Origin of the sequence: Amycolatopsis sp. NPDC005232 (genome assembly GCF_040607795.1) — a bacterium.
Classification (GTDB): Bacteria; Actinomycetota; Actinomycetes; order Mycobacteriales; family Pseudonocardiaceae; genus Amycolatopsis.
Window position 1 is genome coordinate 70835 of sequence record NZ_JBEXHL010000034.1, and the last position, 26105, is coordinate 96939.

The 26105-nt window shown below is 71.8% G+C and carries 29 protein-coding genes and 1 pseudogene; 12 read left to right on the forward strand and 18 right to left on the reverse strand.

From position 1 onward, the window contains the following. The first annotated feature begins 209 nt into the window (after positions 1 to 209). Positions 210 to 3842, forward strand: coding sequence for a discoidin domain-containing protein (locus tag ABZU76_RS41325; RefSeq protein WP_354880654.1), 3633 nt, complete (start codon positions 210 to 212; stop codon positions 3840 to 3842). Between the two features lie 54 nt (positions 3843 to 3896). Here ABZU76_RS41325 and ABZU76_RS41330 read toward each other — a convergent pair whose 3' ends face one another. Next, a complete protein-coding gene (locus ABZU76_RS41330; protein WP_354880657.1) occupies positions 3897 to 4394 on the reverse strand; it encodes an SCO family protein in 498 nt (165 codons plus the stop codon). 354 nt (positions 4395 to 4748) lie between these two features. Further along, positions 4749 to 5051, reverse strand: coding sequence for a hypothetical protein (locus ABZU76_RS41335; protein WP_354880660.1), 303 nt, complete (start codon positions 5049 to 5051; stop codon positions 4749 to 4751). A 172-nt stretch (positions 5052 to 5223) separates the two neighbouring features. On the opposite strand from ABZU76_RS41335, the gene ABZU76_RS41340 reads away from it, so the two are divergent. Together ABZU76_RS41340 and ABZU76_RS41345 are read left to right on the forward strand one after the other, a co-directional pair. Next, complete coding sequence (locus ABZU76_RS41340; protein ID WP_354880663.1) at positions 5224 to 5886, forward strand: TetR family transcriptional regulator; 663 nt, start codon at positions 5224 to 5226, stop codon at positions 5884 to 5886. Positions 5887 to 6183: 297 nt separating this feature from the next. Then, positions 6184 to 7416: a cytochrome P450 gene (locus ABZU76_RS41345; protein ID WP_354880666.1), complete on the forward strand. Its 1233-nt coding sequence runs from the start codon at positions 6184 to 6186 to the stop codon at positions 7414 to 7416. On the opposite strand, the gene ABZU76_RS41350 is transcribed toward ABZU76_RS41345, so the two are convergent. Further along, positions 7406 to 7966, reverse strand: coding sequence for a TetR/AcrR family transcriptional regulator (locus ABZU76_RS41350; protein ID WP_354880669.1), 561 nt, complete (start codon positions 7964 to 7966; stop codon positions 7406 to 7408). The genes ABZU76_RS41345 and ABZU76_RS41350 overlap by 11 nt on opposite strands. A 111-nt stretch (positions 7967 to 8077) precedes the next feature. On the opposite strand from ABZU76_RS41350, the gene ABZU76_RS41355 reads away from it, so the two are divergent. From ABZU76_RS41355 to ABZU76_RS41370, 4 genes are all read left to right on the forward strand, one after another. Then, positions 8078 to 8926: an SDR family NAD(P)-dependent oxidoreductase gene (locus ABZU76_RS41355; RefSeq protein WP_354880672.1), complete on the forward strand. Its 849-nt coding sequence runs from the start codon at positions 8078 to 8080 to the stop codon at positions 8924 to 8926. 107 nt (positions 8927 to 9033) lie between these two features. Beyond that, positions 9034 to 9420, forward strand: coding sequence for a YciI family protein (locus ABZU76_RS41360; RefSeq protein WP_354880675.1), 387 nt, complete (start codon positions 9034 to 9036; stop codon positions 9418 to 9420). Positions 9421 to 9436: 16 nt separating this feature from the next. After that, positions 9437 to 10663: a DUF6596 domain-containing protein gene (locus tag ABZU76_RS41365; RefSeq protein WP_354880678.1), complete on the forward strand. Its 1227-nt coding sequence runs from the start codon at positions 9437 to 9439 to the stop codon at positions 10661 to 10663. After that, the gene (locus tag ABZU76_RS41370; protein WP_354880681.1) at positions 10660 to 11529 is read left to right on the forward strand and encodes a hypothetical protein; all 870 of its coding nucleotides are present in this window, start codon (positions 10660 to 10662) and stop codon (positions 11527 to 11529) included. Before ABZU76_RS41365 ends, ABZU76_RS41370 begins: the two co-directional genes overlap by 4 nt. Before the next feature lie 255 nt (positions 11530 to 11784). Here the strand turns inward: ABZU76_RS41370 and ABZU76_RS41375 are convergent, their stop codons facing one another. Beyond that, entirely contained in the window at positions 11785 to 12372 is a 588-nt protein-coding gene (locus ABZU76_RS41375) for a TIGR03086 family metal-binding protein (protein WP_354880684.1), read from the reverse strand. Positions 12373 to 12451: 79 nt separating this feature from the next. Continuing rightward, positions 12452 to 13552, reverse strand: coding sequence for an ionic transporter y4hA (locus ABZU76_RS41380; protein WP_354880687.1), 1101 nt, complete (start codon positions 13550 to 13552; stop codon positions 12452 to 12454). Between the two features lie 65 nt (positions 13553 to 13617). On the opposite strand from ABZU76_RS41380, the pseudogene ABZU76_RS41385 reads away from it, so the two are divergent. Together ABZU76_RS41385 and ABZU76_RS41390 are read left to right on the forward strand one after the other, a co-directional pair. Beyond that, a pseudogene (locus ABZU76_RS41385) lies at positions 13618 to 14066 on the forward strand (LLM class F420-dependent oxidoreductase); the annotation flags it as partial. Positions 14067 to 14120: 54 nt separating this feature from the next. Further along, positions 14121 to 15242, forward strand: coding sequence for a malic enzyme-like NAD(P)-binding protein (locus ABZU76_RS41390; RefSeq protein ID WP_354880690.1), 1122 nt, complete (start codon positions 14121 to 14123; stop codon positions 15240 to 15242). Positions 15243 to 15598: 356 nt separating this feature from the next. On the opposite strand, the gene ABZU76_RS41395 is transcribed toward ABZU76_RS41390, so the two are convergent. The 4 genes from ABZU76_RS41395 to ABZU76_RS41410 are packed head-to-tail and all read right to left on the reverse strand — an operon-like array spanning position 15599 to position 19281. Next, a complete protein-coding gene (locus ABZU76_RS41395; RefSeq protein WP_354880693.1) occupies positions 15599 to 16693 on the reverse strand; it encodes a Vms1/Ankzf1 family peptidyl-tRNA hydrolase in 1095 nt (364 codons plus the stop codon). Between the two features lie 26 nt (positions 16694 to 16719). Next, the gene (locus tag ABZU76_RS41400; protein WP_354880696.1) at positions 16720 to 18510 is read right to left on the reverse strand and encodes a thiamine pyrophosphate-requiring protein; all 1791 of its coding nucleotides are present in this window, start codon (positions 18508 to 18510) and stop codon (positions 16720 to 16722) included. Positions 18511 to 18559: 49 nt separating this feature from the next. Then, positions 18560 to 18871 carry a DUF3618 domain-containing protein gene (locus ABZU76_RS41405; RefSeq protein WP_354880699.1) on the reverse strand — a complete coding sequence of 104 codons (312 nt, stop codon included), beginning with the start codon at positions 18869 to 18871 and terminating at the stop codon, positions 18560 to 18562. Further along, positions 18868 to 19281, reverse strand: coding sequence for a phage holin family protein (locus ABZU76_RS41410; protein ID WP_354880734.1), 414 nt, complete (start codon positions 19279 to 19281; stop codon positions 18868 to 18870). The genes ABZU76_RS41405 and ABZU76_RS41410 overlap by 4 nt, the downstream gene beginning before the upstream one ends. 230 nt (positions 19282 to 19511) lie before the next feature. On the opposite strand from ABZU76_RS41410, the gene ABZU76_RS41415 reads away from it, so the two are divergent. After that, on the forward strand, positions 19512 to 19919 hold the full coding sequence (locus tag ABZU76_RS41415) for an SRPBCC family protein (protein WP_354880702.1): 408 nt from the start codon (positions 19512 to 19514) through the stop codon (positions 19917 to 19919). A 57-nt stretch (positions 19920 to 19976) separates the two neighbouring features. Here the strand turns inward: ABZU76_RS41415 and ABZU76_RS41420 are convergent, their stop codons facing one another. The 7 genes from ABZU76_RS41420 to ABZU76_RS41450 all read right to left on the reverse strand — a co-directional run bounded on the left by ABZU76_RS41420 (position 19977) and on the right by ABZU76_RS41450 (position 23123). After that, positions 19977 to 20588 carry an endonuclease gene (locus ABZU76_RS41420; protein ID WP_354880705.1) on the reverse strand — a complete coding sequence of 204 codons (612 nt, stop codon included), beginning with the start codon at positions 20586 to 20588 and terminating at the stop codon, positions 19977 to 19979. A gap of 377 nt (positions 20589 to 20965) precedes the next feature. Beyond that, entirely contained in the window at positions 20966 to 21421 is a 456-nt protein-coding gene (locus ABZU76_RS41425) for a hypothetical protein (RefSeq protein ID WP_354880708.1), read from the reverse strand. A 38-nt stretch (positions 21422 to 21459) separates the two neighbouring features. Continuing rightward, positions 21460 to 21819 (reverse strand): VOC family protein, encoded by a 360-nt coding sequence (locus ABZU76_RS41430; RefSeq protein WP_354880711.1) that lies wholly within the window; start codon positions 21817 to 21819, stop codon positions 21460 to 21462. Between the two features lie 94 nt (positions 21820 to 21913). After that, positions 21914 to 22246, reverse strand: coding sequence for a plasmid stabilization protein (locus ABZU76_RS41435; protein WP_354880714.1), 333 nt, complete (start codon positions 22244 to 22246; stop codon positions 21914 to 21916). A gap of 55 nt (positions 22247 to 22301) precedes the next feature. Next, a complete protein-coding gene (locus tag ABZU76_RS41440; RefSeq protein WP_220241051.1) occupies positions 22302 to 22439 on the reverse strand; it encodes a hypothetical protein in 138 nt (45 codons plus the stop codon). Continuing rightward, a complete protein-coding gene (locus ABZU76_RS41445) occupies positions 22439 to 22600 on the reverse strand; it encodes a hypothetical protein (protein WP_354880717.1) in 162 nt (53 codons plus the stop codon). Before ABZU76_RS41445 ends, ABZU76_RS41440 begins: the two co-directional genes overlap by 1 nt. A gap of 55 nt (positions 22601 to 22655) precedes the next feature. Then, on the reverse strand, positions 22656 to 23123 hold the full coding sequence (locus tag ABZU76_RS41450; RefSeq protein ID WP_354880719.1) for an SRPBCC family protein: 468 nt from the start codon (positions 23121 to 23123) through the stop codon (positions 22656 to 22658). Between the two features lie 221 nt (positions 23124 to 23344). Here ABZU76_RS41450 and ABZU76_RS41455 point away from each other — a divergent pair, with 221 nt between their 5' ends. Continuing rightward, positions 23345 to 23848, forward strand: a complete 504-nt coding sequence (locus ABZU76_RS41455) for a hypothetical protein (RefSeq protein ID WP_354880722.1) — start codon at positions 23345 to 23347, stop codon at positions 23846 to 23848. Between the two features lie 4 nt (positions 23849 to 23852). On the opposite strand, the gene ABZU76_RS41460 is transcribed toward ABZU76_RS41455, so the two are convergent. Both ABZU76_RS41460 and ABZU76_RS41465 read right to left on the reverse strand, forming a co-directional pair. Continuing rightward, a complete protein-coding gene (locus ABZU76_RS41460) occupies positions 23853 to 24686 on the reverse strand; it encodes an alpha/beta hydrolase (protein WP_354880725.1) in 834 nt (277 codons plus the stop codon). A 34-nt stretch (positions 24687 to 24720) separates the two neighbouring features. After that, a complete protein-coding gene (locus ABZU76_RS41465; protein WP_354880728.1) occupies positions 24721 to 25077 on the reverse strand; it encodes an ArsR family transcriptional regulator in 357 nt (118 codons plus the stop codon). A 100-nt stretch (positions 25078 to 25177) separates the two neighbouring features. On the opposite strand from ABZU76_RS41465, the gene ABZU76_RS41470 reads away from it, so the two are divergent. Further along, positions 25178 to 25942 carry an SDR family oxidoreductase gene (locus ABZU76_RS41470; RefSeq protein WP_354880731.1) on the forward strand — a complete coding sequence of 255 codons (765 nt, stop codon included), beginning with the start codon at positions 25178 to 25180 and terminating at the stop codon, positions 25940 to 25942. Positions 25943 to 26105 lie beyond the last annotated feature (163 nt).

A 26105-nucleotide genomic window follows, 5' to 3' on the forward strand; every position in this document is an offset into this window, starting at 1 on the left:
GCACCTCGGCTTTCACTCCGGCTCTTGACGACCGGCGCCCTCCCGGGTCCCGACATCGATGTCATCCCGGCCGATTCTTGTCTCTCTTGTCTTCTTGACGAGCGGGTGACCGGCCGGGAAGCTTCCTGGCAACGTTGTCACCCGTCGACGTCGACGCCTGCGGTCCCCGCGTCATGTGGACGGGTTTTGTCACGAGACCGGGAGATCCCATGACGTTGGACCAGAGCGGCGCGCCGGGCGCGGATTCGGCACTGTCGCGACGGGGCGTACTGGCCGCAGGCACCGGGTTGCTGGCCGGGTTCGGCCTGACGGCGGTGCTGCCCGGCGTGGCGTCGGCGGCGCCCGCGTCCCCCGCGGTGACGGACGGGCGCACCTCGACCGACCTGGCGCTGTTCCGCCCCGTGCAGGTGTCCTCCACCGACTACGCGGCCACCCCCGCCGAGTTCGCGGTGGACGGCCTCGCGCAGGTCGGCGTGCAGGGCTCCGGCTGGCGCGCGGCCGAGGGCGACTCGCAGTGGATCATCGTGGACCTGCAGGGCCGCTGCCAGGTCGACTCCGTGGTGCTCACGTTCGAGGCCCGCCCGGGCGACCCGGCGTTCGACACGACCGCCTCGCGCAGCAACACGAAGGGCACCGAGGTCCAGTCGAGCTATGCGACCGTGTTCGACCTCGACATCTCCCAGGACGGCAAGTCCTGGCGCACCGTCCACAGCACCGCGCAGGGCACCGGCGGTGTGGTGACCATCCCGCTGAAGCCGGCCGTCACCGCACGCTGGGTCCGCCTCACGAGCTCCGCGGGCTCGACCACCAACCCGTTGGGGCTCAACGGGTTCCAGGTCTACGGCTCGACCGGCGACAACCGCCCGGCCGTTCGCGGCTGGACGTCGTTCCCCGTGCGCGGGCACGACAACCCGCCCGCGCTGGCGGTGGCCGCCGACGGGTCCGTGCCGCTGGAGTCGGGCTGGGTCCTCACCATGCAGGACTGGGCGCCGAGCACCGACGGCGCCGTCCTGTCGGGCACCGCGGTCGACACGCGCGGCTGGCTGCCGGCGTCCGTGCCGGGCACCGTGCTCGGCTCGCTCGTGGAGCAGGGCCAGCTGCCCGACCCGGCCAAGGGCATGGGCAACATGCACATCCCGGAGGCCCTGTCGCGGCACTCCTGGTGGTACCGCCGCACGTTCTCCGTGCCGCGCGGTCTCGACACTTCCGCGGGCCGGCACGTGTGGCTCGAGTTCGACGGCGTCAACCACGAGGCCGACATCTGGCTCAACGGCGCCCACGTCGGCAACCTGGCGCACCCGTTCGGCCGCGCCGCCCTCGACGTCACGGCCGCGCTGCGCCGCACCGGCGACCAGAACGTCGCCGTGAAGATCGCGCCGATGCCGTTCCCCGGCAGCCCGGGCGACAAGGGGCCGGCCGGGCAGTCCTTCGTGGACGCCGGCGGCACGATGTTCGCCAACTCGCCCACGCTCGTCGCGGTGTCCGGCTGGGACTGGATGCCCGCGGTGCGCGACCGCGCGTCCGGCATCTGGAACCACGTCCGGCTGCGCTCGACCGGCGCGATCGTGGTGGGTGACACCCGCGTCGACACCAAGCTGCCCAACCTGCCCGCGACCGACGTCGCCGAGGTGACCATCACGGTCCCCGTCCGCAACGCCGGTTCGGTGGCCCAGCGGGTGAAGGTCACCGCAGCGTTCGACGGGATCTCGTTGTCCAGCACCGTCACCGTCGCGCCGGGTGAGGAGGGCGCGGCCGTCTTCGCGCCGTCGGCGTTCGGCCAGCTGCGGATCAAGAACCCGAAGCTGTGGTGGCCCAATGGCTACGGCGACGCCACCCTTCACGACCTCACCGTGACCGCCGCCATCGGCTCCGCGGTGAGCGACCGCAAGAGCCTCAAGTTCGGCATCCGCCAGATCACCTACACCTACGACCAGCCGGTGACGCCGGTCGACGGCGTCGCCTCCCAGACCGTGGACCTCGCGCCGCAGCAGGCGCGCTACGTCCGCGTGCAGTGCGACAAACGCGCCACCGGCTGGGGTTTCTCGCTCTGGACGATGTCCGTGGTGGACAGTGCGAACGCCGGCACCGACCTGGCCCAGGGCAAGACGGGCACCAGCTCCACGGTCGCCGACGGCAACCCGCCGCCGAACGCCTTCGACGGCGACCCGAAGACGCGCTGGACCTCCGAGTACGCCGACAACCAGTGGCTGCAGGTCGATCTCGGCGCCACGACGTCGTTCGATCGCATCGTACTGGCGTGGGAGACCGCGTACGCGCAGACGTTCCGGATCCAGGTCTCGGCTGACGGCGACGCCTGGACGGACGTGGCGTCGGTGGACAACTCCGCGAAGCCGCTGACGTTCATCGTCAACGGGGTCAAGGTGTTCTGCCGCGGCGGCAGCTGGGGCTGGGACGAGCTGCTGCGCCGGATGCCGCCGGAGCGCGTGGACAACGTCGTCGCGATGCACCGCGACATGAACTTCACCATGCTGCGCAACTGGATCGGCTCCTCCTACCGCGAAGAGCTGTTCGAAGCGTGCGACCGCTACGGCATTCTCGTGTGGACGGAGTTCTGGGACGGTTTCTCCACCGACCCGGCCAACCACGACATCTTCCTGGCCCAGGCCAAGGACACCGTGCTGCGCTACCGCGCCCACCCGTCGGTCGCGGTGTGGTTCGGCTGCAACGAGGGCACCCCGCCGGCGGTGATCGACCAGGCGCTGCGCTCGATCGTCACGGAGAACACAGACCTGCTCTACCAGAGCAACTCCGCCGGTGGCGTGATCACCGGCGACGGCCCGTACCGCTGGCTCGACCCGAAGCAGTACTTCACCGGTGAGGCGACGGGCGGCAAGGCCGGCTTCTGGAGCGAGATCGGCATCCCCACCGTGTCCGTGGTGGAGAGCATGCGCAACCTCGTCGGCGAGGGCGACGCGGGCTGGCCGATCGGCGCGCCGTGGTTCCTGCACGACTGGTCCACGCAGGGCAACCAGTCGCCGCAGACCTACCTCGCGGCGATCGACGCGCGGCTCGCGCCTTCGTCGAGCCTGGAGGAGTTCTGCCGCAAGGCGCAGTTTGTGAACTTCGAGAGCATGCGCGCGATCTTCGAGGCGTGGAACTCCAAGCTGTGGAACGACGCGACCGGCGTGCTGCTGTGGATGTCGCACCCGGCCTGGCACAGCACGGTGTGGCAGACCTACGACTACGACCTCGACGTGAACGGCAGTTACTACGGCTCGCGCAAGGGCTGCGAGTCGCGGCACGTGCAGGCGGATCTCACGACCTGGCAGGTGCGGGCGATCAACCACACGCCCGACGCGATGAGCGGCATGACCGTGACCGCGCAGCTGCACGGGCTCGACGGCAAGCCGCTGGCTGCGGCGCAGACGCAGAAGGTCGACGTGGCCCCGATCTCGGGCACGGCCGCGTTCACGGTGCCGTTCGGTGCGGACCTGCCTGCGCTGCACCTGCTGCGCCTGACGATGACGGACTCGCACGGCGCCGTCGTCTCGGAGAACACGTACTGGCGCTACCAGGCGGACACGGCGATGCGCGCGCTCAACCAGCTGGGGCGCACGCAGCTGTCGACCAGCCTTCGTTCGGCGGGCAAGGACGGTTACACCGCGACGATCCGCAACACGGGCAAGACCGTGGCCGCGATGGTGCGGCTGTCGCTGCGCGAGAACAACGGCAAGGACCGCGTGCTGCCGACGATCTACGGCGACAACTACTTCTGGCTGCTGCCAGGGGAGTCCCGCACGATCACTGTCGCGCCGCGGCGGTCCGTGAAGTCCCCGCGGCTGTCGGTGGAGGCGTACAACGTCCCGGCGAAGCTGAGCTGATTTCCGGTTGCCGGAGCCGGCCGTAGGGCGGCTCCGGCAACCGGTCCCCGGCTTTCAGGCTTCTTGCGTGACGGTTTCGCGAAGCCGTTCGGTGAATGTCTTGTCGTCGAGGCCGTCGGTGAGGTGCGTGGCGTAGGCGCCGTCGGGGTCCAGCACGTAGGTGATGGCGGTGTGCGGCACCGCGTAACCATCGGGGTCCTCGGGATCATCCTTGCGGCGCGCGAAAACGCGGAAGGCGCGCTTGGCCCGCTCGATCTGCTCCGGCGTGCCGGTGAGGCCGGTGAAGCGCGGGTGGTCGCCTTCGAGGTAGGCGCGCATCACCTCGGGACTGTCCCGCTCCGGGTCGACGGTGATGTACAGCGGCTGCACCTTGTCCGCCGTCGGCCCCAGCTCGTCCAGCGCGGTCGTCAGGCGGCCGAGCGCACGCGGGCACACCATGCGGCAGTGGGTGAAGCCGAAGAAGACCGTGACCCACTTGCCTCGGTAGTCCTGCTCGGTCACCGCCGCGCCGTGGTGGTCGACGAGGCTGAAGGTGGCGTCGATCGGCGTCACGCCGGGTCCTCCCTGTCGTGCTGGCTGTCGCGCAGTGTGACGCTACTCCGTCGTGAACGTGCGTTGGCGCCCCGGATTACCCTGGTTTCGTGGCCACCGACGCGCTTCACCGCGCTCTGACCGAACCTGGCGATCCACCCCTCCGGGTTCTGCCACCGGAGGCCGCGCGGCTGCTGACTTCGCTGGCCGCGCACGGGCGATTGGCCATGTCGTGGGTCGCCGCGCCGAACAGGACCGCGGCCCGGTAGAAGGCGACCGTCGGGCAGGACCAAGGGAGCCACGCGGTGAGGTGGCGGGGGCCGATCACCGGCTGGACTTCCAGAACCAATACCCCGTCGCGATGTAGCCGCCCCGTCAGTCGAGCCGGTGGATCACGGGCAGGATCCGGAAGTCGACGGTCGCCTGGTCGATCATCGCGTGCACGGGGGAGCCGGCGAGCTCGGTCATGATTCCGGCGGCGCCCGCGCGCGCGTCGGCTTCGCTGTCCCACGCGACGACGTCGACCACCGTGCCGTCCTCGTCCTGCGTGATGCGCCGCCAGCGGAAGCCGGGGCGGGTTTTGAGGTAGGCGTCCACGTCGGAGTTCACGGCGATGAAGTCGGTGCCGCCGAAGTCGCCGGTGAGGTGGAACGTGGTGATCTCGAGTGCTTCGGTCATGGTCGCCTTCCTGAGGGGTTCGCCGCCCAGCATTCGGTGGGTGTCGTGCGCGCGGAAGGACGCGACTTCCTGGGTGCCGCACACCCTGGGTTGAATTCAAGCGCTTGACTTAACTCGCGAAGATCGGGTTGACTGATCACGAACCGCAGGTGCGGCGCGGGGAGGAGCAACGGTGGCCGGAGAGACCGGGAAGGCGATCCGCGCGGAGTCGACGCGGGAGCGGATCCTCGCCACGGCCGAGCGGCTGTTCGCCGAGCACGGCGTGTACGCGGTGTCCAACCGGCAGATCAGCGAGGCCGCGGGCCAGGGCAACAACGCCGCCGTGGGCTACCACTTCGGCACGAAAGCCGACCTCGTCCGCGCGATCGCCCGCAAGCACGCCGAGGGCATCGAGACGATCCGGACGCGCATGGTCGCGCGGGTCGCCGAGGACGCCGGCGTGCGCGACTGGGTCGAGTGCCTGGTGCGGCCCGTCACCGACCACCTGACCGCACTGCGCGCCCCGACGTGGTTCGCGCGCTTCGCCGCGCAGGTGATGACCGACCCCGCGCTGCGCGGGATCATGATCGAGGAGGCCCTCAGTGCCCCGGCGCTGCACCGCATCCTCCACGGCCTCGACACCTGCCTGCCCCACCTCACCCCCGCCGCCCGCACCGAACGCGACGCCATGGCGCGCCTGCTGATGGTCCACACCTGCGCCGAACGCGAACGCGCGCTCGCCGAAGCCACCCCCACCCCGCGCCCCGACTGGCCCACCGCCGGCACGGGCCTCGTCGACGCCATCGTCGGCCTCTGGCTCGCTCCGGCCACGGTGACGACACCCGATGCCCGCTGACGCTCGAGCCGGTCGCGCACGTGTGCTGGGTTGCCCGGGCAAGCGCCCCGGCCCCGCGGGCGGCAGCCGATGGCGGATGGCGTTCGCCCCGGTTGCACGCGCGCATGCGCGCGCCGGGTAGGCGCGACAAACACCCCGGCCCCGCGCGTCGTGGGCGCGGGCTGGGGCAATACCGCCGCCGGGAGCCGACGTCGCCGCGGTCTTGCGGCACCCCCGCCGCGGCGCGCGGCAAGTACGGCTGACCACCCCACCACCGTCCACTTCAGACCAACGAACCGACCCGCCGCGGAGGAACACATGACGAGCACGCTGGACCAGGCCACCCCCGGCGCCGACGAGGTGCCCGAGTTCCCGATGGCTCGGGCGGCCGGGTGCCCGTTCGACCCGCCGCCGCGGGCGCGCGAGCTGCAGGAGGCCGGGCCGCTGGCGCGGGTGCGGCTGTGGGACGGCAGCACGCCGTGGCTGGTCACGCGGTACGCGGACCAGCGGGCGCTGCTGGCGGACGCACGGGTGAGCGCGGACATCACGCGGCCGGGCTACCCGAGCCCCGCGCCGTTGCCGCCGGGTGGGTCGGCGATCAGCTTCATCCTGATGGACAATCCGGAGCACGCGCGGTTACGCCGGATGGTAACGGCGCCGTTCACGGTGCGGCGGATCGAGGCGCTGCGGCCGGCGGTGCAGAAGATCGTGGACGACTCGCTCGACGCGATGCTCGCCGGGCCGAACCCGGTGGACCTGGTGGAGGCGTTCGCGCTGCCGGTGCCGTCGCTGGTGATCTGCGAGCTGCTCGGCGTGCCCTACTGCGACCACGACTTCTTCCAGACCAACAGCAAGGTCATCATCAAGCGCGACGCCGACCCGGCCGAACGGGCCGCCGGGCACAGCGCGCTGCTGGGGTACCTCGACCAGCTGATGGGGGAGAAGCTCGCCCACCGGCAGGACGACCTGCTGTCCGGCCTCGCCGACCGCGTAGAGGCCGGAGAGCTCACGCGCGCCGAGGCCGCGCAGATGGGCGTGCTGCTGCTGATCGCGGGCCACGAGACCACGGCCAACATGATCGCGCTCGGCACGCTGACCCTGCTGCGCCACCCGGAGCAGCTCGCCCTGGTCCGCGAGGCCGACGACCCGGCCGTGATCGCCGGCGCGGTCGAGGAACTGTTGCGCTACCTCACGATCACGCACAACGGCCGCCGCCGCGTGGCGATCGAAGACATCGAGATCGCCGGCGAGACGATCCGCGCGGGCGAGGGCCTGATCATGGCCAACGACATCGCCAACCGCGACGAGAGCGTGTTCCCCGATCCCGACGGGCTCGACGTGCGCCGCCCGGACTCGCGCCGGCACGTGGCGTTCGGGTTCGGCGTGCACCAGTGCCTCGGGCAGCCGCTCGCGCGGGTGGAGCTGCAGGTCGTCTACAACACGCTCTACCGGCGCGTCCCGACGCTCGCCCTCGCGGCCGGCTTCGACGAGATTCCCTTCAAGCACAACGGTTCCGTGTACGGCGTGTACGAGCTGCCCGTCACGTGGTGATGCGAAGCCCTTCCAGCACGACGTCGAGGTAGGGCTCGGCGGTGCGGCCCGTCGCCGGGTCCTTTGGCAGGGCGCCGACGAGGGTGAGCACCTGCGTCGCCGTCACGTCGGGCCGCACGTGGCCCTCGGCGCGGGCGCGGTCGAGCAACGCGGCGAAGCTCGCCTTCATCGGGGCGCACGTGGTGGCCACGGGGGAGCCGTCGTCGGCCAGCCCGTCGCCGACGTGCCCGCTCATCCCGGGGTACTCGGTGGCGGCGCCGTCGTAGAGCCGCAGCCACTCTGGAAGCCGGCCGGCGCCGTCGGGTGCGTCGAGCAGTTCGCGGGCGCGCGCGTCGAGCAGCTCCGCGCTGTCGCGCATGATCGCGGCGAAGACGTGCTCGCGCGACGGGAAGTGCCGGTACAGCGTGCCGCGCCCGACCCCCGCTTCCTGCGCAACGACCTCCAGCGGCGCGTCGGTGCCCAGGCGCGCGAAGACGTCCTTCGCCGCTTCGAGGAGCACGTCGTAGTTGCGGCGCGCATCGGCGCGCCGGCGTTTGGCCGGACCGGTCACGCCGCCAGTGTATCCGGACGCCGTGTCCGCTATCACCGTGACATCCGGACGCCGTGTCCATATCGTCGGTGACAGGAACCGGACACGACGTCCGGATGGAGAGGAGATCCCATGGCTCCCGTGATCGCCGTGGTCACCGGCGCGAGCCGCGGCGCCGGCAAGGGCATCGCCCTGGCGTTGGGCGCGACCGGCGCCACGGTCTACGTCACCGGCCGCAGCGCGAAACCCGGCGACTCGCGCCACGGTGGCACGGTCGCCGACACCGCGGCCCTGATCGACGAGGCCGGCGGCACCGGCGTGCCCGTGGTCGTGGACCACGCCGACGACGAAGCCGTCGCCGCGTTGTTCGCCCGGGTTGCGCGGGAGCACGGAAGGCTCGACATCCTCGTGAACAACGCGGCTAACGTCGCCGAGCCGATGCGACCCGGCGGGTTCTGGGCCAATCCGATCCAGGCGGCCGACCTGATCACCGTCGGCCTGCGCTCGCACTTCGTCGCCGCCCACCACGCCGCGCCGCTGCTGCTGGCCAACGGCCGCGGCCTGATCGTCCACACGGGCCACTACGGCGCCGTGTCCTACCACCAGGGCCCGGCCTATGGTGCACAGAAGGCGGGCGCGGACAAGATGGCCGCGGACATGGCGAAAGACCTGCGCCCGCACCACGTCGCCGCCGTCTCGATCTGGATGGGCGGCCTGCGCACCGAACGCGCCGAGGCGCACCTCGCGACGCTTCCGCCGGCCGCCCGCACCGCCGTCCCGCGTGAGTCGCCGCAGTTCACCGGCCGCGTGATCGCCGCGCTCTACGCGTCGCCCGACCTGATGGCCTACTCGGGCCGCGCGCTCATCGGCGCGGAGCTCGGCGCGCGGCTCGGGGTCACCGACGTGGACGGCACCGCCCCGCTCAGCCGCCGCGACGAGCTCGGCGCGCCTCCCGAGCCGCACCCGTCGCTGCTCGGCTGAACGGGCCCGAAGAAACTTTTCGCCACGCTCGCCGCGTCGTGTCGAGTTACGGTCGGGCTGTTCGTCATCCTCTTCGGACGACCTGGACTAGATGAGGCGGAGGACACGTGCAGTACATGCTGCTGATCTACAACTGCGTACGCCCCGAACCGGGCGACCCCGGGTTCGAAGAGGCGGTGGCGCGGGTGAACGCGTTCGCCGACGAGTGCCGGCGCCGCGGAGTGTGGGTGGAGGGCAAGCCGCTGCAGCCGGAGTCGACGGCGACCACCGTGAGCGTGCGGGAGGGGCGCACGTTGATCACCGACGGCCCGTTCGCGGAGACCCACGAGCACCTCGGCGGGTTCTACCTTTTCGACTGCCGCAACCTCGACGAAGCCCTCGAGCTCGCCGCGTTGTGCCCGATGGCGGAGGAAGGGTCGATCGAGGTGCGGCCGGTGGTCGGGATCCCGGGTGTGAGCCACGCGCCGGTCGACGTGGCGGCCCCTGCTGAGTGAGCCGGCGGCCGCCGCGGTGGAGCGGGTCTACCGCGCGGACCGCGCGCGGATGCTCGCCGCGCTGATCCGCGCGCTCGGCGACTTCGAGCTCGCGGAGGACGCGTTGCAGGAGGCGTGTGCACGCGCCCTGCGCAAGTGGGGTGCCGTACCCGACGACCCGGTCGCGTGGCTGCTCACGGCGGCGCGCAACAACGCGATCGACCGGCTGCGCCGCGCCCGCCTGGGCCGGGAGAAGCTCGCGGCGATCGGGGTCGAGCCGGAGGAGGTGCCGATGTCCGACTTCTCCGACCGGCGCCTGCTCGAGGTCGGTGACGAACGGCTGAGCCTGATCTTCACCTGCTGCCACCCGGCGCTCGCCGAGCCGGCGCGCGTTGCGCTGACCCTCCAGGCCGTGGTCGGGCTGACCGCCGGGCAGATCGCGCGGACCTTCCTGATCGGCGAAGCCACGCTCGCGCAGCGGCTGGTCCGGGCCAAGCGCAAGATCCGCGACGCCGGCATCACGCTCGAAGTCCCGCCGGACCACCTGCTGCCAGAACGGCTCGCGGGCGTACTTGCCGTGGTGTACCTGATCTTCACCCAGGGCTACACCGCCGCGGCCGGCTCACCCGAGCACACCGCGTTGCGGCAGGAAGCGATCCGGCTCGGCAAGCTCGTGGCCACGCTGATGCCGGACGAACCGGAGGCGCTCGGCCTCGTCGCCGTGCTACTGCTGCACGATTCGCGCGCGGCCGCGCGGCACGACGGCGACGGTGACGTGGTGCTGCTGGAAGACCAGGACCGCATGCTGTGGGATCGGGCCGAGATCGCGGAAGCCCTCGGGCTGCTGGACCGCGCGTTGCGCCACGGCGAGCCCGGGCCGTACCAGGTGCAGGCCGCGATCGCGGCGCTGCACGCGCAGGCGCCGTCGGCCGAACTCACGGACTGGGCGGGCATTGCGGGCCTGTACACGCGGCTGCTGGAGCTCACGCCTTCGCCCGTCGTCGCCCTGAACCACGCCGTGGCGGTCGCGATGGCGCAGGGCCCGGCCGACGGGCTCGCGCTGATCGACCGCATCGACGGCCTTGAGCTGTACCACCTGATGCACGCCGCGCGCGCCGATCTGCTGCGCCGCCTCGACCGGCGAGCCGAAGCGGCCACCGCCTACCGGCGTGCCCACGAACTGGCCCACACGCCGGCGGACCGGCGGTTCCTCGCCCGCCGCCTGCTCGACCTCGACGCACTCGACCCTGGGGAGGCACCGTGAGACTGTCCATTCTGGAGCGCGGCCACCGCCGTCGCGCGAAGCTGTTCCTGTCGGCCACGTCCGCGGTGTCCCGTGTGGACAGTCCCGACATCGTGCTGACGCTGCTGTACCGTCCGGAGTTCATGACCCGCGCGCTGCTGGACCTCACGGCGCCGGCCATGCGCGGCCCGTCGTCCTGGACGGCCGGCGAGCGCGAGTACCTGGCGATGGGCACGGCGAAGCTGCACGAGTGCCCGTTCTGCATCGTCACCCATGCGGAGCTCACGCGCATCGCCGGGGAGGGCGAGGTCGACCCGGACGAGCCGGCGTCCGCCCGCCCGGAACTGCGGGCGGTGCGCGCCTTCCTCGACACCGTTTCACGGCCGGGCGGCGAGCCCGACGCGTCGCTGGTCGCCGGCGTGCCCGCACCGGCCGTGCTGGAGGCGCTGCGGGTGAACCTGGTGTGGGACGTGGTCAACCGCCTGGCCAACGCGTTCGGCTTCGAGCTGCGCGACGGCCAGCTGGAGAGCGGCACGCGGTCGCTGCACCGCTTCGGCTACCGCTTCCCCGGCTTCCTGCTGTCGGGCGGCCCGCGCACCGACCACGGCGACGTCGTCTCGAACCTCCGCCACACGGTGACTGAGGCCGGCGGCGTCACCGACCGGGCCCTGCGCGCGGCGCTCGTCGCGGGCGACCCGGTGGCTGAACCGTGGCAGACCTACGCCGGCGCCGTCCGCACGGCGTCCTACCGCGTGACCGACGCGGACGTCGCCGCGCTGCTGGCCGCGGGCCACACCGAGGACCAGGTCTTCGAGGTCACGGTCGCGGCCGCGGTCGGCGCCGCACTGGCCGCGTTCGACCGGGGCCGGAAGGCGGTCGGGGAGTGACCCGCGCCCGCCGTTCGCCGGTGCCGCGTCAGGAGAGGGAGACCCACAGCGCGGTGATCGGCTCGCCCAGCCCCCGGTCGTCCCCGCTTCCTGACCGTTCTTGCCGGGTTGCTGCCACCCACCGAAATCGGGCAAGCACACCGATTACTCGATCTGCTGACCGGGCTGGTTGCCGAACAGCTCGACTTGACCTGGCGCGGCGCCGACTGCCGTGCCGGTGGGCGTGACCACATCGGACACACCCACCGGCCGGCGTCACGCGGCGACCGGCTCCCACGCGGCCCGGCCGAGGAACGCGAGCATCCGCGTCTGGTCGTCCGACCCGGGCGGCGGCGCGAGTTCCGGGCCGAAGAAGCCGGGGGCGCGCACGGCGTGCGCGCGGGCCCAGTCGAAGGCGGCCGCGACTGTGGCGGGATCGAGGCGCACGTCGGCGCCCAGGGCGTGGCCGATGTCCCACGCGTGGGCCACCAGGTCGGTGGTCAGCAGGCTCACCACGGCGGCGACCGGTATCTCGCCGAGGCCCGGGATCGTGGTGGTCCGCGCGAGCGCCGCGGGGGTCAGCGCGGCGAGGCAGGCCGTGCGGGCCGTGCGCCAGCTCGTGAGCGGGTCGTCGCCGGCGACCGGCGCGGGGTGGGGCGAACCCGGTGCGCCCGAGCGGTCGGCGTAGTCCTCGCCGGTGGCCCAGGCGCGCAGCTGGTGCTGGCCCCAGACCGCGTGGCCGGTGAGGTCGCGCACCGACCACTCGGGGCACGTCGAGCGCGCGTCCCAGCGCTCGGCCGGCACTGCGGCGAGCACCGCGTCGAACCCGTCCTGTGCCTGCCGGTACAACGCCAAAGTGTCCATCATCCGTCCTTTCCACGAGGTCCTTGCACCCCGAGGACGAACGGGCGCGTCCCGGCTCGACAGTGGCCTGGGAACTGGCTCACGGACTGGCGGCGAGGAAGACGAAAGCCGCCAGCAGCGCGAGGTGGACGCCGCCCTGCAGGCGCGTCGCGCGGCCCGGCACCACAGTGAGGGCGCCGACCACGACGGTGATCACCAGCAGCACGATCTGCGTGGCGTCCAGGCCCAGCAGCAGCGGTCCGCTGAGCCAGATCGACGCGAGCGCGATCGCCGGGATCGTGAGGCCGATGCTGGCCATCGCCGAACCCAGCGCGAGGTTCAGGCTCACCTGCACGCGGTCGCGCCGCGCGGCGTTGGTGGCGGCGAGCGTCTCGGGCAGGAGCACCAGCAGCGCGATCACCACGCCGACGAACGACTGCGGGTACCCCAGCGCTGCCACGCCGGCTTCGATTGCCGGTGACTCCACTTTGGCCAGCCCGACCACCGCCACGAGCGCCACCAGCAGCAGTCCGAGGCTGAACAGGGCGGTGCGGGTGGTCGTCGGCTTCGCATGCGAATCCTCTTCGACCACGGCGCCTTCGTCGTCGATCGGCAGGAAGAAGTCGCGGTGGCGCACGGTCTGCGTGACCACGAAAAGCCCGTAGAGGATCAGCGACGCGATGGCGGCGAACGCCAGCTGCCCGGGAGAGAACTCCGGGCCGCTGCGGGAAGTGGTGAACGTGGGCAGGACGAGGCTGAGGGTGGCGAGCGTCGCGACGGTGGCCAGCGCGGAGCCGGTGCCCTCCGCGTTGAACACCGCCGTCTTGCGCCGCCACGCACCCACCAACAGCGACAGGCCGAGGATGCCGTTGCACGTGATCATCACGGCCGCGAAGACCGTGTCCCGCGCGAGCGAAGCCGTCTTCGGGCCGCCGGAGATCATCAGCGTGACGATGAGCGCCACCTCGATCACCGTGACGGCCACCGCCAGCACGAGCGACCCGAACGGCTCGCCGACCCGGTGCGCCACCACCTCCGCGTGGTGCACCGCTGCGAGCACCGCGGCCGCCAACACCACCGCGACGATGATCACCGGCACCGTCCCGAGCACCCGCCCCCACGTCACCGCCAGCACGACCACCGCGACCACCGGGGCGATCGTCGTCCAGCGCAACCAGGGAGAACTCGTCCGGGAAGCCATGAAAGGCAGCTTCGCAGATCACCCCGGGAAACGCCCCCGGAGCGCGCCGCGCCAGGTGACGGCGATCCGGTGACCAGGCGGTGCACCGGTTCGCCGCGCAGGCCGACGTGATGATCGCGGTCGAGCCCGACCCGGCGCTGTGCGGCGAGTGGGACGCCACCCGCCTCGGCCGGCCGACGCGCAAGGTCGCCCAGCTGCCGGTGTGCGGGAATCCCGACCGGGACGCGGCGATCCGGCGAGCGCACGACCAGTTCCGCTGGTTCAGCGGGGGTGGAAGGTCAACTCGGAGCTGCCGGGGCCGGCCGGGTTCGCGGGTGCGACGCAGTTCGTGCGCCAGGACGACGTAGCCGTGGGTATCCCGTGAGGTCCGGAGGTGGGGCCGATCCGGGAAGCGGTGCAGCAGTTCGTGGATTCGGGGTTCACGGACCTGGCGCTGATCCAGATCGGTGGCGGCCGACAGGAGGAGGTCCTGGCTTTCGCGGAGAACGAGCCGTTGCCGGCTCTGCGGGCGTAGCCCCGGTGAAAAACCGGCTGATTTCCCGGTGTTCGCCCGGGGTATCCGGCGGACATGAGCCGTAGCCGTGGAAAAGTGGAGATCTCGGCCCGGGTCCGCCTCGACGGACCCGAGGACCTGGCGAAGGAGTACACGCCCGGGGTCGCCGAGGTGGCCGAGCGGGTGGCCGGCGACCCGTCCGCGCTGATGCGCGAGACGGTGAAGGCCAACTCGGTCGCGATCGTGTCCGACGGTTCGGCGCTGCTCGGCCTGGGCGACCGCGGCCCGGCCGCCGCGCTGCCCGTGATGGAGGGCAAGGCGGCGTTGCTGAAGCGGCTCGCCGACGTCGACGCGTGGCCGATCTGCCTGGTCAGCCGGGATCCGGACGACCTGGTGCGGACGGTGAAGGATCTCGCGACCTCGTTCGGCGCGATCAACCTCGAGGACATCGCCGCGCCGAGGTGCTTCACCGTCGAGCGCCGCCTGCACGACGAGCTCGACATCCCCGTCTTCCACGACGACCAGCACGGCACCGCGGTCGTGGTGCTCGCCGCGCTGCACAACGCGATGAAGCTGACCGAGCGCGAGCCCGCCGGCACTTCCGTGGTGATCTCCGGCGCGGGCGCGGCGGGCAGCGCCACGGCGCGGCTGCTGCGCGAGGCCGGGTACGAGCGGATCGCCGTCTGCGACAGCCAAGGCGTGCTGCACCCCGACCGTGACCTCGTCGGCGAGAAGCGCTGGCTCGCGGAGAACACCAACCGCGACGGTGCCGTCGAGGGCAGCCTGCGCGACGCGCTCTCCGGCGCCGACGTCTTCATCGGCGTCAGCGCCGGCGGCCTGCTCGGCGAAGACGACGTCGCCGCGATGGCCGACCGCGCGATCGTGTTCGCGCTGGCCAACCCGGACCCCGAGATCGACCCGGACATCGCGGGCAAGCACGCGGAGATCGTCGCCACAGGCCGCAGCGACTACCCGAACCAGATCAACAACGTGCTCGCTTTCCCGGGCGTCTTCCGCGGCCTGCTGGACTCCGGCGCGCCCCGCGTCACGAGCCGCATGCTCCTCGCCGCGGCCCGCGCCCTCGCCGACGTCGTCGCCGACGACCTCACCCCGCAGCGCATCGTGCCGACCGTCTTCGACGACGGCGTGGTGGAAGCCGTCGCGGGCGCGGTGACGGGGGCTGCGAACGAGGATTGAGGCAGCGCAGAGGGCCGGCCGGAACGTCGCGTCCGGTCGGCCCTTCGCGTCGTGGTGTGGAACGGGCGTTCGGCCCGCTCCGTGTCGCGGATCGTGCCCAGCGTGCCCGGTGACGGCTGTCGCCGGGGCGTCGGGGGATCGCCGTGCTGGCGCCGTGGCCTGCAGCGGTGGGGTCGTGCCTGTGCGGCGGGGCTGCGAAGGAGGACTGAGGCAGCGCAGAAGGCAGTGCGGAGGGCCGACCGGCCCTCCGCACTGCGATGTCTGGCGGGGGATGCCTGACTCCGCCGTGGTGTCCGGGCGGTGCGGGCACACCCCGCCGCCTGCCCGCACCGCCCGGGGGTCAGAGGGCCACGGGGTCACGGGTGGCGCAGCAGGGCGGCGAACCCGCCGGGCAGGTCGAGGCGCTCGTCCATCACCACCACGTCCGCGCCGACGGCCACGGCGGCGTAGGGGAGGGCCTCGTCGGCACGGTGACGTGCGGGTTCGGAAGCGCCGAGCGCCGCCAGCCGGGGCGCGGCGACGCCGACCTGGGTGGGTTCGCGGCCGGTCAGCACCTCGGCGTCGCCGGGGTCGCCGACGAGCAGGGTGGCGACGTTGGCCTCGGACAGCGCCGCCGTGACGGCCTCCAGGCCGATGACGGCGAGGCCCGAACCGCGACCGGCCTCGGCGCGGAAGCGTTCGGCGAGGTCGTCGAGCTCGCCGAGGTGGCGGCCGGCCAGCAGCTCGTGGACGTGTTCGTCCAGCTCGGCGCGGTCGGCGCCGGCGGCGCGGCCCCCGGCGTCGGTCTCCTCGGTGACCGCGCGCACGGGCTCCGGCAGCAGGCCGAGCAACTCGGCGCGGGCCTGCACCTCGCCGGCGAGCACGACCAGGCGGGTGTTGGTCCGTTCGACCGTTTTGGCCACGGCTGCGGCGACGCCCTCGAGGTTGTGCCGCACGGCTTCCTCGGTGCGGTGCTGCAGGTTCCGGCGCGCCGGGCCGCCGCCGCGGACCTTGTGCACGTCGTCCTCGGGGCCCTGCACCGTTTCCGTGCGCACGGTGCCGTCGGGGTGGTGCACCTCGACGTCCGCGCCGTGGCGATCGACGAGCACCACCACGTGCTCGGGCGCGTCCTCGGCGTGTGTCACCACCGGCAGGAAGTACGGCAGGTCCGAGTACCGCGCCTCCTGCGCGGCGGGAGGCGCGGCGAGCCGGCGGTCGGCCACGATCTCGCCGTGCGCGGCGATCAGGCTCCGCCCGGCCTGCCCGACGGGCGGGGGAGCGGCCTCGATCGCGGCGGTGATCGCGGCGACCGTCGCCGGGTCGGCGTCCTGTTCGGACAGGGTGGCGTTGATCTCCTTGAGTCGCAGTCGAAGCTGCTTCGCCGCGTCTTCCGTGTCGTGTGACTGGTCGAAGTGGACCGAGGCGAACGGTCCGGTCGTTGTCGTCAGGGGACGCAGGTCGTGCGTGTCCACAAGGGGCTCCTTTCTGGTGCGCGGGATCAGGTGCGCGTCGGCAGGAGCTCCTGGACCTTGGTCTTGAGGCCCTGGGCGACCAGGTGCCACGCGTGGGGGTCGCCCTTGAGCACCGATTCGGTCATGGATTTGATCTGCTCGAAAGTCGCGTGCGGCGGGATCGGCGGCACTTCGGGGTCGCACCGCACGTCGAGGACGGTCGGGACGTCGGCGTTGAGCGCCGTGGTCCAGGCGTCGCCGAGCCGCTCGGGGTCGTCGACCGCGATGCCGCCCAGCCCGATGCCGCGGGCGAAGTCCGCATAGGACACTTCGGGCAGCGACTGTGACGGCTCGAACTTCGGCGCGCCGCCCATCGCGCGCAGCTCCCACGTGACCTGGTTGAGATCACCGTTGTGGAAGACGCAGATCACGCACCGCTGGTCGGGCCAGAGTTCGCGGTAGCGCGCGAGGGTGAGCAGCTCGGCCATGCCGTTCATCTGCATGGCCCCGTCGCCCACGAGCGCGACCACCGGGCGGTCGGGATGCGCGAACTTGGCGCCGATCGCGTACGGCACCCCCGGGCCCATCGTCGCGAGAGTCCCCGACAGCGAAGCGCGGATCCGCCCGCGGATGCGCAGGTTGCGGGCGTACCAGTTGGCCGTCGAGCCGGAGTCGGCGGTGACGATGGCGTCCTCGGGGATCCGCTCGGACAGCTCGTGGACGATCCGCATCGGGTTGATCGGGTCCGCCGCCAGCATGGCCTGCCGCGTGACGGTGTCCGTCCACTCGGTCACGTTCTTCTCGATCCGCTCACGCCACGCGCGCTCGGTCTTGCGCTCCAGCAACGGGAGGAGCTGTTCCAAAGTGGACTTGGCGTCGCCGAGGAGGGTGACCTCGGTGGGGTAGCGCAGGCCCAGGTACCGCGCGTCGAGGTCGATCTGCACCGCGCGCGCCTGCCCGAACGGGGGCAGGAATTGGCTGTACGGGAACCCGGAGCCGATGATCAGCAGAGTGTCGCAGTCGTGCATGAGCTCGTAGCTCGGGCGCGTGCCCAGCAGGCCGATCGCACCGGTCACGTACGGCAGGTCGTCGGGCAGCACGTCCTTGCCCAGCAACGCTTTGGCCACCCCCGCGCCCGTCAGCTCGGCGACCTCGCGGACCTCGGTCACGGCGTTGCGCGCGCCCTGGCCGAGCAGGATCGCGACCTTCTCGCCGGCGTTGAGGACCTCGGCCGCCCGCGTCAGCTCCTCGTCCGGCGGCACGACCTTCGCGCGCGGGTGGCCGGGCGGGCTGGAGGGCACGTGCTTGAACTCGTGCCCGGGCGGCGAGTACGGCAGCTCCTGCACGTCCGCCGGGATGATCACGGCCGTGGGGGCGCGCTGCGCGAGCGCGGTACGGATGGCGCGGTCGAGCGCGTTGGGCAGCTGCTCGGGCACGTTGACCTCGACGAGGTACTCGCTCGCGACGTCCTTGAACAGCGCCTGCAGGTCGACTTCCTGCTGGTAGCTGCCGCCCATCGCGCTGCGCGCGGTCTGGCCGACGATCGCCACCACGGGCACGTGGTCGAGTTTGGCGTCGTAGAGGCCGTTGAGCAGGTGGATCGCGCCGGGCCCGGACGTCGCCGCGCACACGCCGACGCGTCCGCTGAACTTCGCGTACCCGACGGCCTCGAACGCCGCCATCTCCTCGTGCCGCGCCTGCACGAACCGTGGCTCGTTCCCCGCGGCGCCGAACGCGGTGACGAGGCCGTTGATCCCGTCCCCGGGATAGCCGAACACCTGCTCGACGTCCCATTCGCGCAGCCTCTGCAACACGTAGTCCGCAACGGTTGTGGTCATGCCGCCCGGGTACCGCGGGGCCGCGGCGGGCAAACATCCTTGGCGCCACTCAATCTTCGTGCGAGCGCCGGCGCAGGATGAGCCGCAGCACGACGATCAGGCCGAGCAGGCTCGCGAAGACCGGGACCGGGTTCGCGCGCACGGTTTCGGCGCCCTGGCGGAACTTCGCGGCCGTCGGTTCGCCGACGACCGTGCCGACCTTGGCCTCTGCCTGGTCGAGCCGGTCGCCGATGCCCTGCTTGATCTTCGGACGCACGTCGAGCTTCTGCTCGAGGGTTTCCAGCGTCTGCGCGAGCTCGGCGCGCGTGGCGTCGCGGTCGATGCGGACCTCGTCCGGGGTCTCCGGGAACTCGCGGTTCACGAGCGCACCTCCTGCTTGACGACCTCGACGTCCTTGCGGACGCCCTCGATGGCTTCCTGCGGCACGGGCGGCGTCGCGTTCTTGATCTGCGTGCGCCCGACGAGCGCCGAGATCCCGGCGACGACGAACAACGCGCCCGCGACGACCAGCGCCGCCGCCCATCCGGGCAGCACGAGAGCGAGCGCCATGATCGCGGCGGCCACCAGCGCTCCCGCGCCGAACAGCGCGACGAGCCCGGCGGCGCCGAACAACCCGGCGCCCACGCCCATCCGCGTGCTCTTCTGCTTCAGCTCCAGGACTCCGAGCCGGACCTCGTCGCGCACCAGCCGCTTCACCTGGTCGGTGAGGTCGGAGACGAGCTCGCCGAACGAGCGTTCCGTCGGCGGAATCGGCTGCACCTCTTCGATCACCACAGCACCTCCATCGTCGCGTCGCCCTGCGGCGCGGGCCGCCGGGTGGTCCCCGGGTTCCCGCTCTCGCGGCGGCTCAACCTTCAGCGGACGCGGTTCGCTGTGAGCGCAGCAGCCGTACCAGGACCCGAAGTACGTGGTGGTCCCGCAACGCGAGCGGCCGGCGGAACCGTCAGGCGGTTGGTTGGCGCGGCGGCCCGCGGGTACCCGGCGGGCCAGGAGGTGTTCCCATGACCGACTACCGGCACAGCGCCACGGTGGACCTGCCCGCCGATGAGCTGTTCGACTACCTGCGCGAACCGCGCAACTTGCCGCACTACTTCTCGCAGATGCAAGCGGCGCGTCCTGAAGGCGGCGACACCGTCCACGTCGAGGCCGAGGTCCACGGCCGGCACGTCGAGGGTGACGCCTGGCTCAAGGTGGACGAAGGCACCCGCACCCTGTCCTGGGGCGCCGAAGGCCCGGACGACTACCACGGCACCCTCTCGATCGACGAGGCCGGACCCGCGGCCAGCCGCGTGGAGGTGACCCTGAGCAGCGTCCGCGAGGGCTCCGGCGACGAGATCCAGCGCGGCCTCGAGGAGACGGTCGCGGCCCTGGCCCACACCGCGGTCGCCGACTCCACTGTGGACCCGTGACTGTGGACCCGTGATCGAGACGACGTTGCCGGGCGCGAGACCCGGCAGCGTCGGTTCTCAGTCCTTCTTGGCGTGGATGTTCACCTGCACGAGGGCGCCGGCGAGCCGGGCCACGTCGTCGCCGGCCACGAGGCCCGCGAGCTTCTCGGGATCGGCCGGCAGCCCGGCCTTCTTCGCCCCGGCCAGCGCCCGTTTGTCGAAGTACGGACGCACCCACGGCCACACGGCCTGGACCTCCTGGCAGAAGATCTGCGCGCCGGTCGGACCGATGCGGGGCAACTCAGTGACCAGCTTCTCCAGCCGTTCCGGCGAGCGGCCGGCGGCTTCGGCGAGATTGCGCAGGTCGTCCTGGTAGCGCTCGTGCAGGACCTCCGCGCTGTCCACGAGGTAACGGGCGGTGCTCTCGTCGTAGCGCACGTAACGGCCGCGCCCCAGCGCGTGGACGCGGTCGGTCCATTCGGAGTCCCGCATGGCCTTCGGGGTCCGCCAGCCCGCCTGCCACAGCTCCTTCGCCGCGGCCACGGCGATGTCGGAGCCGATGCGCGCCGACATCAGCGTGGTGAGGACGAGCAGCTGGTACAGCGGCTGCGGCTTGTCGGCGAGCTTGATGCCGGCCTGCTCGGCGTGGGTGGTGCCGTACTCGGCCAGCACGTCCTCCACTGTGGTCATTCGCGGGTTCCTCCGGTTCGAAGCCGGTAGCGCACCGTCCTCAGCGGACGGAGGTCAGCACCGCCCGGACGCGGTCGACGAACCCCGGCCCCGTTCGCAGCAGCGCGTTCGGGGGTGTTCGGTCGGCGATCGCCGGGTGGGGCAGTGCAGATCCTGCTCAACCCCAGGTGGTCCTCGGCGAGGACGGAGACGAGGTCATCGGTGCTCATGGCTGTGCTCCCAGCGTCATCGCCCCGTCGGGTACCCAATCCGAAGGGGGTCAAGCGCCCGGGTGAAGTGTCACTTCCCGTGGTTGTTGACCCGCGCGATCGTGACCTCGGGGCGCTCGCCGGTGCTGTCGAAGGCTTCCTGGGCCTTGGTCACGGGTGACGCTCCATTCAGCGGTCGGCGACGCGGTTGACGACCTCGGCGACGAGCTCCGGCTCGTCGACCGTCACGGTCAGGCCGGGGTGGCGGACCAGGCCCCACGGGTCGAGCCCGCGGACCGGCCCGCGGAAGCCGAGGCAGACGCCGCGTTCGGTGGTCGTGCCGAGGGTGAGGCCGCGGTCGGCGAGGGACAGGTGCGGGCCGAGCGCGCGCCACGAGCGGTAGGGCCCGGTGACCCGGGCGCCGGCGAGGTTGTCCAGTGGCGTCGTGACGAGCCAGGGGCCGAGGCGCACGTACAAGCCGTCTGCGTCGAGGCGGAGGCCGTTGCGATCGCCGAGGAGGCGGCGCAGCCACGCGGGGCCGGCGAAGCGGGCCCACAACCGGTAGTGCACCTCGGTGAACTGCGGGGGTTCGGCGGACTGCCTCGGGTCGGTCGTTTCCAGGACCGGCTGTCGTTCGCGCTGCATGGACCCTCCTCGGTACTCGCGTCGGAACCCGGCCGAGGTCAGCGCCGCGGCAGGACACAGAACTCGTTGCCCTCGGGGTCGGCCAGGACGATCCAGTGCTCGTCGTCCGGGTCGTCGAGGATCTTCGCGCCGAGGGTGACGAGGCGTTCGACCTCGTCGCGCTGCTCGACGGTGGTGGGCGCGACGTCGAGGTGCAGCCGGTTCTTGACGGTCTTGCCCTCGGGCACGGGCTGGAACAGCAGCGACGCCCGGCCGGGTGCCTTGAGCTCGACGTAGGTCAGCCCGTGGTGGTCGGTCCAGCGTTCGGTGGCCGGGTAGTCCAGGGCCTCGCGCCAGAACTCGGCCAGTGCCTCGGCGTTGCGGCAGTCGATGGCGACGGCGATCAGCCGGCTGTTCACGGTCCGCCTCCCTCGCCAGGCGAAAAAAGTCCAGAGTGGACGCGCCGATCCCGTCGGCAGGGGGCCGCCGACGGGATCGGGCCCAGGGCGGGAGTCAGCGACCCAGGGCTTTTTGCAGTTCCTTCTTAGTCATGCTCGAGCGGCCCTTGATGTTGCGCTGCCTGGCCTCGTTGTACAGCTGATCCCTGGTCGGCCCGCCCGGCCCGAGGCCCTTGCCGCTGCGTTCCCCGCCGCGCTGCTGCGGGCTCTTGTCGCGGATCGAGGTCTTGCTCGCGGTGCGGGACTCGCCGGAGCGGGCGCGGTTCTTGTTCACCGTGCGGGCGGCGATCTCCTCGGCCCGCGAAGTGCTGGCGCCGCGGTCTTTCTGCGCCGACTTGATGTGCTCGTACTGGCGCTCGCGCTTGTCGCTCCAGGTTTCGTCAGGCACGGCTCCTCCTTCGCTCGTGAGCGGCGGATACCCGTTGCGGCGCAGGTGAAACCGGTCAGGAGCCCGACTGCGGGTCGGTGTCGTCGTGCGGGTCCTGCGAGGTGCCCTGTTCGCCGCGGACGGTCTCGCGCTGCGCCTCGGCGGATTCGCCGTAGGGATCGTCGCGTTCTTCGTGCTTTTCCGGGTCGCTCATTATGAGTCCTCCTCCCGCTCGCCGGGATCCGCCGACCCTGACCCGGCGCCCATGGCGTCCGGGCGCGAGTCGCGGGCTTCCTGAGCGGCGTCCTTGGCCTCGCTGATCGCGTGGCGCACTTCCTCGAGCTGCTCGTCCAACTGCTTCTCGTCGGCAGTCATGGGTGGCTCCCTTCCTGCCTCACGGTTACCACCGCGCACGGGCGGTGAAACCGGGTCAGCGCTGCGGCGGGGGAGCGACGTCACCGCGCCACGTGCCGGTTTCGCGGCCGTCGCGGTGTTCGATGAACGTCTTGAACCGCTGCATGTCGCCCTTGACCCGCCGGTCGAGGATGCCGAGCTTGTCGGCCGCAGTCTCGGCGAAGCCGTCGGGGTCCAGCTCCATCTGGGCCGTCACCCGGGTGGTCTCGTCGTCGAGCCGGTGGAACGTGATCACGCCGGCGTGCGTCGGCCCGGAGTCCGACGCCCACGCCACGCGCTCGTCGGGGTGCTGCTCGGTGATCGTCGCGTCGAACTCCCGCGTGACCCCGCCCAGCGCGATCTTCCAGTGCGTGTGCGTGTCGTCGACCTGGCGCACTTCCTCAACGCCGTCCATGAAGCGCGGGAACGACTCGAACTGCGTCCACTGGTTGTACGCCGCGGAAACCGGTGCGTGCACGTCGACGAACTCGGTGATGGTGCTCATGGGGCTCCCTTCGTCGTCTCTGCGTTCCTTCGCGGCTTACCCCGTGTGGAGGGACCGAAACGGACACGGGCGGGTTGACTCTTTCGGAAGTTACGTCGGAAGCCTGTGCGTCACAGTTCGATTTGTGGTCTGATGTGCCTCGCTATCCGATATGACGCAGCGGGGGATGAATGAAAAGCGTGGTTTGGTGGTCTGTCGGCCTGCTGTTCGGGCTGGGGTTGATGGCGCTCGGCGTGTTCGGCACCGGGTCGTCCGGCAAGGTGCTGTGCGGCGGCGACGAGATGCGGCCGGGGCAGACCTGCGACAGGACCCAGTACGGCGTGACGTCGAGCGAGACCTACGAAGAGAAACTGCAGGAGTCGATCGACGACGCGAACACCTTCAAGGGCGGCGGCCGGTGGGTCACGTTCGGGATCGGCGCGGGGATCGCGGCCGCGTGCGGTTGGCGGCTGGTGGTCGCGATCCGGCGCAGGGCCAACCAGGGGTCCGGCCCGGTTTCCCAGCCTGTGACCGGGCAGCAGTCCGCCTTCGCTCCGCCGCCGGGATTCGCGCCGGCGCCGGCGTACCAGCAACAGCCGGGATTCGCGCCGCAGCCTGGATACCAGGAGCCGCCGGGGTATCAGCAGCAGCAGGGATACCAGCAGCAGCCGGGATTCCCGCCGCCGGGAGGGTTTCAGCAACCGCCGCCGGGATACCAGCAGCAGCAACGGCCGCATCAGCAGTAGCGACTCAGACAGCCGCGGGCAGGAACTCCCGCAGTACTTCGGCCAGGCGATCCGGCCGATCCTCGGGGACGAGCGTCCACGAGTCGGCGATCTCGACGAGCCGGCCGCCCGGGAAGATTTCCGCCAGGCGGCGGCCGTGGGACACCGGCATCATGCGGTCCTCCGGCGCCCACACGACCAGCACGGGGCGGTCGAAGTCGGAGAGCCGCGCCGTCCACCGCAGCAGGACGTCGCGGTTTGGCGTCGAGACGGCGAACTTGGCGAGGTCGCGGCGGATGGCGCGGTCGCGGGTGGCCGGGGCGAACCAGTCGTCGAGCACGGTGTCGGGGATGCCGTGCTTGGCGAGGCCGCCGTAAGTCTTTTCGTTGTGGCGGAAGAACTTCGTGCGCAACAGTCGCATGAGGAGCCAGACGCCGCCGGGAACTTCGGCCAGCCGCGCCAGCGGCCGGGCGGGTGGCGGCGGGAAGTTGTCGAACGCCTCGCACGCGACGAGCACCAGGCGGCCGACGCGGTCGGCGCGGCCTTCGGACACGAGGAACTGCGGGCCGCCCCAGTCGTTGAGGACGAGGGTGACGTCGGCGAGGCCGAGGCGTTCCAGGAACTCGGCGAGCAGCAGCGCCTGGCCGCGCTGGGAGAGGTCCGCGTCGCGCCGCATCGGTTTGCGGTGGGCGCCGAGGGGGAGCGTCGGCAGCACGCAGCGGTAGCCGGCCAGCAGCGGGACGACCTTGCGCCACTGCGTCTCGTTCATCGGAAAGCCGTGCGTGAACACGACCACAGGTCCGGGGCCGCCGGTGTCGACGTAGTCGATCGGCCCGGCGGACAGTTCGATCGTCGGCATGGCGCCTCCCGCTAGAGCGATCGCTCTAGTCAGGCTAGGGGCGCGGGGCGGTCCTGTCGAGCGCGGGCGCTTCGCCGATCTGTTCTTCGTCGGCGGCCTTCAGTACCGCGTCCAGGAGGCCGGGAAACCGCTGGTCAAGCGCGCCACGGCGGAGAGTGACGAAGCAACGGGTGCCGTCTTCGCGGGTTTCGGTGACGCCGGCGCCGCGGAGGGTCTTCAGGTGGTGGCTGAGCGTGGACTTGGCGACGGGCGCGCGCAGGTCGCCCCACTTGCGTTCTGCGCCGTCGGCGAGCTGGCGCACCAGGCCGAGGCGGACGGAGTCACTCAACGCGGAGAGCACCTCGGCCAGCTTCATGTCCTCGGGCGCCGGCGGGGGCGTCGGGTGCCTCATGCGGATCCGTTCGTCGGGGGAGTGTCGCCCGTCATTCTACGATGGCCGAACAACGTGCTACGTTCGACGTTCGCAGAACATCGAACGAAGGAGTGAACCCGTGGACCCGACGTCGAGCGACCTGTCCGGACACGTCGTGATCGTCACCGGTGCCGGATCGGGCATCGGCCGCGCGAGCGCCGAGGCGTTCGCGCACGCGGGGGCGAAAGTCCTCGTCGTCGGCCGGCGGGCCGAAGCCCTCGCCGAGACCGCCGCCCGGCATCCGGCGATCGAGGTCCACGCGGCCGACCTGGCGCGAACCGGGGCCGCGGAGTCCGTTGTGGACGCCGCACTGCACCGCTGGGGCCGGCTCGACGTGCTGGTCAACAACGCCGGCATCTTCACCGGGATGCCGCTCGCCGACACCACCGCCGAGGGTGTCGAGCGCCTGTTCGCCGTCAACGTCGTCGCCCCCAGCCTGCTCGCGCGCGCCGCGCTGAAGCCGTTGCGGGAAAGCCGGGGCGCCATCGTCAACGTCTCCAGCACCTTCGGCCACCGCCCGCTGGCCGGCGCGGCCCACTACGGCGCCTCGAAGGCGGCCGTCGAATCCCTCACGCGCAGCTGGGCACTCGAGCTGGCGCCCGACGGAGTGCGCGTCAACGCGGTCGCTCCCGGGCCGACGGAGAGCGAAGCGCTGGTGTCGGCAGGCCTGTCACCGGAGGAGGTCGACCGCGTCAAGGCCGCCGAGGCCGAGCGCATCCCGCTGGGCCGCCGTGGTCAGCCGGAGGACGTCGCCGCCTGGATCGTCCGGCTGGCCGACCCGCACTCGGCCTGGCTCACCGGCCAGGTCCTCGCTGTGGACGGCGGGCTGGCGCTGGCCGCCTGACCCGTTGAGTCCGACGACTCCGGCCGGATGGTCGCGGCACCCGGCCGGGGACGTCGCCGCCTCAGGAACTAGTGTCCTGAGTCGTAATTTCGTGGCCAGTGGTTAGAGTGTGAGGGTGCCGAGTTCGAAGCTGCCGCCAGTGTCGTTGACCGATGAAGAACGG